The sequence below is a fragment of the Lentimicrobium sp. L6 genome, from assembly GCF_013166655.1.
Classification (GTDB): Bacteria; Bacteroidota; Bacteroidia; order Bacteroidales; family UBA12170; genus UBA12170.
Map to the genome: position 1 here is coordinate 34016 of NZ_JABKCA010000053.1, position 8395 is coordinate 42410.

Genomic DNA, 8395 nt, shown 5'->3' on the forward strand with positions numbered 1-8395 from the left:
GATCGTAAACCCCCTAGAGGGGGTTTACGATCCTAAATCTCTTATCTTATTTTCTAATCAAAGCGCCTAATTCCTTTTCATAAAGCATGATCAGGCGGTTCATGAGTTTATCTATTTGTTTGTCGTTTAGTGTTTTGTTGTTGTCTTGCAAGAAGAAGTTGATAGAGTAAGATTTTTCACCCTCCTCTAATGGTTTGCCCTCAAAAACATCGAATAAACCAACAGATTTAAGAATGTTTTTTTCTGCTTTGTGAGCAATGGCTTCAATTTCTCCAAAAGTCACTGACTTGTCTACCACTAAGGCTAAATCTCTTCTTACCATTGGGAACTTCACTATCTCTTCCATCTGAACATCGAATTGCTTAGATAGTTTCATCACATTTTCCCAATTGAAATCTGCATAGAAGGCTTTTTGCTTGATTCCGAATGATTTCAATAATTTGGAAGACAATTCTCCGAACTCAACAACAGGTTTTTTACGAACACTAATCACTAATCCTTCTTTGAATTGTTTATTAGTAGTTTTTTCGGCTGTAATTTCTTTAGCTGTAAATTGAAGTTTAGTAAGAATACGCTGAACCATAGATTTTACAAAGAAGAAATCGATTTCTTTTTTGTCGTGATTCCAGTTTTCTAATTTCTCTTGTCCGCTAAGGATAATAGCCAAGTGTTTTTCTTCTTGGTACCTTTTGGTGACTACATCAGCTTCTGGATTTTTGAATTGGTAAGCTTTGCCAAACTCATAAAGCTTCACATTAGGCTCTTTACGATTGATATTATAAACCAAGTTTTCTAAGGAACCAAATAATAAACTCTGACGAAGTACATCTAAATCGCTACTTAGAGGATTCAACATACGAACTAATGTCTTTTCATCGTAGTTTTCGTCCTTGATATAATAAGAGGATTTGGTTAATGAGTTGTTCATTCCTTCGGCATAACCATTGGCAGAAAGATAATCAGAAATCATATTCTGGTATTTCTCTGGATTAGGTTTTTTAGAAAAGGCTAAAGCGGAATGAACTTGGTCAGTAAAATGAATGTGATTCATTCCATAGACTCTTAAAATTTCTTCTATAATGTCAGCCTCACGAGTGACTTCCACTTTAACAGTAGGAACAGCAACGCGTATACCTTCTTCGGTCTCGTTGACTACAAGTATATCTAAATCTTCTAAAATGCTCTTGATTTGAGATCTGTCGATAGATTTTCCAATTAGACGATCCACATTTGTATATTTCACATCAATTTCAACAGGGGCAACTGGGTTTGGATAGAAATCTTTAATTTCTGAACTGATGACACCTCCAGCGATTTCTTTCATTAATAAAGCCGCGCGTTTTAAGGCGTAAACAGTGATGTTAGGGTCGGTACCTCTTTCAAAACGGAAGCTGGCATCGGTTTTCAAAGTATGGAACTTAGAAGTTAATCGAATGGTTTTAGGATCGAAGCAAGCTGATTCTAAGAATATACTAGTGGTTTCATCAGTAACTCCCGATTTACTACCACCAAATACACCACCAATACACATGCCTTCTTCTGCATTGCAAATCATTAAATCTTCGCCACTGAGTTTTCTTTCTACATCATCAAGTGTGACGAAAGTAGAATCCTTGGCCATTTTCTTTACAATCACTTTGTTTCCAGTCACCGCTTTAGCATCGAAAGCATGAAGAGGTTGACCAGTTTCCAGCATCACAAAATTGGTAATGTCAACCAAATTGTTGATAGAGCGAATATCGATGGCTTCTAAATAGTTCTTCAACCATTCTGGAGATTCTCCAACTTTAAGATTGCTTAATGTTACTCCTGAATAACGAGGACAAGCCGCTTCGTCTTCTACTTCTATTTCTATATCTAAATCAGTATTGTCTACTTTGAAATCGTCCACAGAAGGCATTTTTAAGCTGGCTCCTTTGTTCTGATTTATATGGTTTAGAACGGCAACTACATCGCGAGCGGAGCCAATATGAGAAGTGGCATCGGAGCGGTTAGGAGTCAAACCAATTTCATAAACGAAATCATCCTCAATATTAAAAAAGGCTTTTGCTTCTTGTCCAACTTGGGCGTCAGCTTCTAGAACCATAATTCCATCGTGCGATTTTCCTAGGCCAAGCTCATCTTCAGCACAAATCATACCTTCACTAGCTTCACCACGGATTTTCGATTTTTTGATTTTAAAGGAATCATCGCCATCATAAAGAGTAGTACCTACAGTGGCCACTAACACTTTTTGGCCAGCTGCTACGTTTGGAGCGCCACAAACAATATCGAGGTGTCTTTCTCCACCAACATCTACAGTTGTTTTGCTCAGTTTGTCGGCATTAGGATGTTGTTCACAAGTCATCACTTCTCCAATCACAATTCCTTCCAGTCCGCCTTTAATAGATTGCACTTTTTCAATGCCTTCTACTTCTAGGCCACAATCGGTTAGAATTCTATCCATTTCTTCTGGAGTCTTGTCAAACTCTACATACTCTTTCAACCATTTATGAGACAATTTCATAATATTCTTCCTTTAAAAATTTAAGATTGCAAAAGTATGAAAAAATAGGCTTGGTTAATCTATGGAAATGGAGGCCTTTTGAAAATAAATTGGATAGCGGATTTAATTATTCGCCTGATGCTCTAATTGAAAAACTGTACATAAAAAAAGAACCTGAAAAGGTAGTTTCAGGTTCTTTTGAATTGTGTGTGTTGTGTGTTGTTGTTAAAGGGAACGAACTATTAGTTATGTAGTCCGTCGGTTTTTGTTCTAAATTTTAATTTTTTAATTGTTTGAAAGCCCAAAAGTAATTAATTACTATCTCAATACAAATGTAGGCCGATCTCATGGTCCGTACCTAAATTATTCAAACTAAAATGGGGTGTTTTTGACAATAAAATGTCCAATAACTGGAAAGCGAATATTTACAGGAAAATGACTTGAGATTCGGAGGATTCTAACAAAAATGACCTTATGCATGCCTATTTATTTTAAGATCTATTACTGGCATCAAAGAGTTTCTGTTTTTCATGAGTTGACAAGCTCTCATAACCTGACTTCTTTATTTTGTCCAAAATTTGATCGATTTCGGCTTGATGGGCATTTTTTTTCTTTAGATAGTCCTCGTCCGTACTTGGTCTTTTAGGGTTTTTATGTACGTTTTTAAAACTGCTTTTTTTCTTCTCGCTATAGAAATAGGATTTTAGTTTTAGCAGTAATTGATTAAAGCTTTTACTGATATCCACATTCTTTTTAAGTTGACTACTAAAAAGATAACCATAAAATGCACCACCAAGATGTGCGATATGTCCACCAGCATTTCCATTTCTGATATTCAATAGATCTAAGGCTATAAAAACAATCGCAATATATTTCAGTTTTACATCTCCCAGAAAAATGACATTTAGGGGAAGGTTAGGTGCGAAAGTAGCGGCTGCAATAAAAACCCCTAGAACGGAAGCGGATGAGCCAATGGCAAAGCTTCCTCCAACTACATTTTGAAAGGCAGGGAAAATATTAAAGGTGAGTACATATAAAATAGCTCCTGCAATTCCACTTAATATATAGGTGCTTAATAATTTAGACTCTCCAACAAAGCGATTGAAAATTTGTCCACCCACATATAATATCATCATATTAAAAAAGAGATGAAAAATACCTTCTTGGACAAACATATAGGTAATGAGTGACCAAGGACGCATTAAAAAAGAACCCAAGTCAGAGGGTAAGCTTAAGTAATAGGTCAATCGATAAACACCATGGATCTCTAGAAACTCTCTATCGATGTTTAATAAGTAGAGGAGGAGTCCAGAGATATTGATCAGTGCAAAAACACTGATGTTGATGACCATTAATCTGGTGAGCATATCATTTCTTTTGAAAAAAGATTTTAGTTCTTCCAGCATGGATTTCCCACTGTTTGCGTATGGATTCTGTCCTATCATTTAGTATAGTTTTCCTCTTTTCTTCCATATGGAAATTAAAATGAAGCCAAATAACATTCCTCCAAGGTGGGCAAAATGTGCCACATTATCACCTGGGCGGTTCGAGATTCCAGAGTATAATTCAAGAGCTCCAAAAATCATGACAAAGTATTTTGCTTTCACTGGAATGGCGAAGTATAAATAGATAATGCTATTTGGGAACATCATACCAAAGGCCAATAGAATACCATATACAGCTCCACTGGCTCCCACTACAGTGTGGGCATTTAAAAAGGATTCTCTATAGTCGCTCATAAAGTTAACCGCTTGTTGAAGGGCTAATCCTTTATCTGTAGCAATACTTCTGTTATAAGATTCCACGAAAGCATTAAAACTGTTTTGAATATCATAATTGGCGACTTGGAAATATTCAGAGTTTCTAAATACCGCAAATCCTTCCAGTGAGGGATTATTTAAAAACTGGTCGATGGCATTTACCGTTGGTGAAATTTCAAAACCAATCCAGAAGGTGTAAATGACTGCTGCCCCAATTCCGGTAAATAGATAGTAAATCAGGAATTTCTTGCTGCCCCAAACATTCTCTAGCGTATTTCCAAACATCCACAGGGCAAACATATTAAATAGAATATGTGAGTAGTTGGTGCTGGAATGCATAAACATATAGGTGAAATATTGATAAGGTCTAAAATCGGAAGCGCCAACATAGTGCAAGCCTAATAGTTCTATTAAATCAATTTGATAGGCAGAACCCAAGGCCATGGTGGCTAAATAAAACAAACCATTAATGATCAATAGGTTTTTAACTACCGGGGGTAAGATTCCAAATTTATTGGGACGAAATTGCTGACTCATAAATGTTTTTTTATTGCTCTATCAAAATTGTTGCCAAAAATACTAAGATTTTAGATGTGATACTGATTATCTTGCTTGTAGAATCATTGTTTTGTAAATAATTGTGATTTGTGTCAGGCTGTCATGGCAGCAATTCTCCATATTGTATTTTTCTTACCTTTGTTTCATGGAATTGTCACAACTCAATAAAGCTTTATTTTGGGACATCGACTTCAATAGTTTAAATGGTGAAGAGCATGCCAGATTTATTATTGAAAGAGTAGTTCAGAAGGGTGATATTTCTGATTGGAAATTGATAAAGTCGTATTTTGGGCTTGAAAAAATTAAATCAGAAGTGGTGAGGGTTAGGCATTTCAATGATAAAACACTAAACTTTCTTAGTGTTATATTAAAAATCCCAAAAGAAGATTTCAGGTGTTACAATATCAAAGCGTCTACCCAGAAACATTGGACTTATTAAAAGAGATTTCCGAGGAAGCGTATTTCTCAAAATTCTTTTTAGTTGGAGGTACAGCTATTGCTCTTTACCTTGGGCATAGAATATCTGTTGATTTAGATTTTTTTACTCAAGAAGATTTTGATACGGTCTCACTTCATGATTTTTCAGATAAGCATTTTTCTATTTCAAATTCCTATATGGATCTGAATACTGTTTCTCATGTGATTTCTTACAAGGAAAAAGAAATAAAGACAGAATATATTAGCTATAAATATGATTTACTTAAGCCAATTCATCAAATCGATGGAATTAGAATATTAGATTTAGAAGATTTGACAGCAATGAAACTGTCTGCTATAAATGGACGGGGAGCTAAGAAAGATTTTGTGGATGTGTATTTCCTCTTGGAGAGGTTTTCATTGAAAGAAATGATTTCGCTCTATATGAAGAAATATAAAATCCAGAACAGCTTTCAAATTATCAAAAGTCTATTATATTTTTTCGATGCTGATCAAGAACCAGAACCTATCTTTTTGAAAAAGACAAATTGGGATGCTATTAAAGAAAGAATTCAGAATGAAGTTGAACTTTTGTCATAATTGATTTTAAAAATCTCAAAAGAAGATTTCAGTTGTTACAATATCAAAGCGTCTACCCAGAAACATTGGAATTATTAAACAGGGTAAATCACCTTTTTAAGTTTTCTCTGTGAAACTTTGTGGCTTCTTTGTGTCCTCTGTGATATAGCTTTCTTACTGCAAAAATCGATTCCGAATTTCATCTAAAGATAAAGTCTTCACAATAGGTTCTCCATCGATAGAAACTTCTGGAACTTTGCAAGAGAAAAGGGCATCGGTAAGCTGATCCATTTCATGATTTTCTAATTTCTGCCCTACTTTAATGGCCAATTGACGAGCCATGCTTCTGGCAAAAGCTTTTTTACGTTCCTGCCCTGGGTCTTGTCCTGAGTCTATGTTTTGAAGAATCTCATCTATAATAGACGGGATTTTACCTTCGGAAACATCCATAGGGCTTCCGTTGATGATGATACCTGATTGGCCGAAATATTCCAAATCGAAACCAAAGCCTTTTAATTCTTCTTCAATTTCTCTCACCAAACTCAATTCTTCCACAGAGAGATTGATATTAACCGGGAAGAGTAATTGTTGACTTGCTATCTGGCGGTTCTCGTATTGCTCTAAGTACTTTTCATACAAAATTCGCTCGTGAGCCAATTGCTGGTGAATCATAATCAAGCCCGATTTTAAACTGGAAATCACATAGGTAAAGCCCAATTGAATAAAGGTGGTGCTTTTTATTTTAACATCAGAATCCTCTTCTGGTATCATGTCCATGGAGGAGGCTGCCCATTCGGCATGCTGGCTAGGCTGAATATCTGGAGTGTCAGAACTAAAAGAGTCAGGAGAGCTAAAGGAGCTGGATGAGTGGCTGGGTGCTGAAGAAGCAGGAGTGTCAAAATCGTAAAGCTTATCCCAATTTTCGTGGTTGCTTTCTTGTCTGGGGTTGGGTTCTGGTTTCTCCGATTCAAAGGGATTATAATCTGGGTTTATTTTAACGCTTGGAGGACGAACAGGGCGGTCTGCTGGGAATTCGAATTTCATGCTGTCCTCTTGTTCAAAATCGAGGCTGGGGGTTAAACTAAATTGCCCTAAAGCCTTTTTGATAGAAGCAGCCAAAACTGCATATATTAATTGCTTGTCCGTAAAATTCACCTCTATTTTGGTAGGGTGAATATTAACGTCTATATCTTCTGGATTGACCTCTAGAAAGATGAAGTAGCTAGGAGTAGAGCCGTCTGGGACCAGTTCGCTATAGGCACTTTCCACAGCATGGTGAAAGTAGGGATGTTTGATAAACCTATTGTTGGCAAAGAAGTATTGTTCGCCTCTTTTTTTTCTGGCAAATTCAGGTTTTCCAATAAAACCAGAAATTTTCAGGTTTTCAGTTTGTTCTGCAATGGGGACTAACTTCTCCTCATAATTTTTCTGACCAATCACCTGAGCTATCCTTACTTTCAAAGGAGCCGATTTTAATTGATAAACTACATTACCATTATTATAAAAATTGAATGCTACATCGGGATGTACCAAAGCGACTCTTTGAAATTCCTCGATAATATGTCTAATTTCGGCAGGATTCGATTTTAGGAAATTTCTTCGCGCCGGAACATTATAAAACAGATTCTTTACTGAAAAAGAAGTTCCAGTGCTAGTGCTGCAGTTTTCTTGTGATTTAAACTGTGAACCTTCGATAATAATTTCGGTACCTAATTCTTCATCTTCTGTTTTTGTCTTTAATTCAACCTGAGCAATAGCCGCAATACTGGCTAAAGCTTCACCTCTAAAGCCAAGGGTATTTAAATTAAAAAGATCGTCGGGTGTTTTTATCTTAGAAGTAGCATGTTTTTCGAAACACATGCGAGCATCAGTGGCGCTCATTCCACTACCATTATCGGTGATTTGAACGAGGGTTCTTCCAGCATCTTTAATAATCAGGTTGATTAAAGAGGCTCCAGCATCTAAGGCGTTTTCTAAAAGCTCTTTAACAACAGAGGCTGGGCGTTGGATAACTTCACCAGCTGCGATTTGGTTTGCTACCGAATCGGGGAGTAATTTGATTTTATCTGCCATATTTTATTTAAAGAACATGAAATAAATGATTGCAATGAGAAGGACAATATAAATGGCCAAAGAATAGGACTTCGATTTTTTTCTAGTCCTATCATGACGACCCCATTTCTGTTGCATTTCTCTACGTAGATTTAAACGCTCTGGATTCTTTATATTATCTTCTATTTCTTTCTTTCGCTTCTCATCAGCTTCTTTCTGAGCATCATAAAATCGAGGCTTATAATCAAATTTCCTGGCTTTGGAAGTTTTTAAAAAAGTTACCTTCATGTTCTAGTCTTTATTTGGCTGCAAATTTACTAAATTATACAGATATGTTTTTATTTATCATGTACTGCTTTTGAGTTTTATATAACCTCAATATGATTTTTCTGCTTTGATTTTTGAAATTGTGCTTTCCAAATATTAATATGTATTTCTAACGTTTGGTATGGTTATTTTGTCTAATTTTATAGACCGAAAAATATCTAGTAACCCGAGTTCGATTATAAAAACAGAGCTAATTGATCGTCTTTCTCCAAATCAT

General features: G+C 35.9%; 7 protein-coding genes. 2 read left to right on the forward strand and 5 right to left on the reverse strand.

The window, feature by feature from the left end; translation table 11 throughout:
- Positions 1–46: 46 nt before the first annotated feature.
- The 3 genes from pheT to HNS38_RS13695 all read right to left on the reverse strand — a co-directional run bounded on the left by pheT (position 47) and on the right by HNS38_RS13695 (position 4782).
- Entirely contained in the window at positions 47–2506 is a 2460-nt protein-coding gene (gene pheT, locus HNS38_RS13685) for a phenylalanine--tRNA ligase subunit beta (protein WP_172280131.1), read from the reverse strand.
- A gap of 470 nt (positions 2507–2976) precedes the next feature.
- Positions 2977–3930, reverse strand: coding sequence for a rhomboid family intramembrane serine protease (locus HNS38_RS13690; RefSeq protein WP_172280128.1), 954 nt, complete (start codon positions 3928–3930; stop codon positions 2977–2979).
- Positions 3931–4782 carry a rhomboid family intramembrane serine protease gene (locus HNS38_RS13695; protein WP_253916304.1) on the reverse strand — a complete coding sequence of 284 codons (852 nt, stop codon included), beginning with the start codon at positions 4780–4782 and terminating at the stop codon, positions 3931–3933.
- 166 nt (positions 4783–4948) lie between these two features.
- Between HNS38_RS13695 and HNS38_RS13700 the strand changes: the two genes are divergently transcribed.
- Positions 4949–5242 carry a hypothetical protein gene (locus HNS38_RS13700; RefSeq protein ID WP_172280127.1) on the forward strand — a complete coding sequence of 98 codons (294 nt, stop codon included), beginning with the start codon at positions 4949–4951 and terminating at the stop codon, positions 5240–5242.
- Complete coding sequence (locus tag HNS38_RS13705; RefSeq protein ID WP_172280125.1) at positions 5197–5820, forward strand: nucleotidyl transferase AbiEii/AbiGii toxin family protein; 624 nt, start codon at positions 5197–5199, stop codon at positions 5818–5820. Before HNS38_RS13700 ends, HNS38_RS13705 begins: the two co-directional genes overlap by 46 nt.
- Positions 5821–5973: 153 nt before the next feature.
- Here the strand turns inward: HNS38_RS13705 and mutL are convergent, their stop codons facing one another.
- Positions 5974–7872, reverse strand: coding sequence for a DNA mismatch repair endonuclease MutL (gene mutL / locus HNS38_RS13710; protein WP_172280124.1), 1899 nt, complete (start codon positions 7870–7872; stop codon positions 5974–5976).
- A gap of 3 nt (positions 7873–7875) precedes the next feature.
- The gene (locus tag HNS38_RS13715) at positions 7876–8139 is read right to left on the reverse strand and encodes a hypothetical protein (RefSeq protein ID WP_172280122.1); all 264 of its coding nucleotides are present in this window, start codon (positions 8137–8139) and stop codon (positions 7876–7878) included.
- Between the last annotated feature and the right edge of the window lie 256 nt (positions 8140–8395).

Coding starts and splice junctions, on each gene's coding strand:
- pheT (WP_172280131.1), bottom strand. CDS start 2,506: ATGAAATTGTCTCATAAATGGTTGAAAGAGTATGTAGAGTTTGACAAG.
- HNS38_RS13690 (WP_172280128.1), bottom strand. CDS start 3,930: ATGATAGGACAGAATCCATACGCAAACAGTGGGAAATCCATGCTGGAA.
- HNS38_RS13695 (WP_253916304.1), bottom strand. CDS start 4,782: ATGAGTCAGCAATTTCGTCCCAATAAATTTGGAATCTTACCCCCGGTA.
- HNS38_RS13700 (WP_172280127.1), top strand. CDS start 4,949: ATGGAATTGTCACAACTCAATAAAGCTTTATTTTGGGACATCGACTTC.
- mutL (WP_172280124.1), bottom strand. CDS start 7,872: ATGGCAGATAAAATCAAATTACTCCCCGATTCGGTAGCAAACCAAATC.
- HNS38_RS13715 (WP_172280122.1), bottom strand. CDS start 8,139: ATGAAGGTAACTTTTTTAAAAACTTCCAAAGCCAGGAAATTTGATTAT.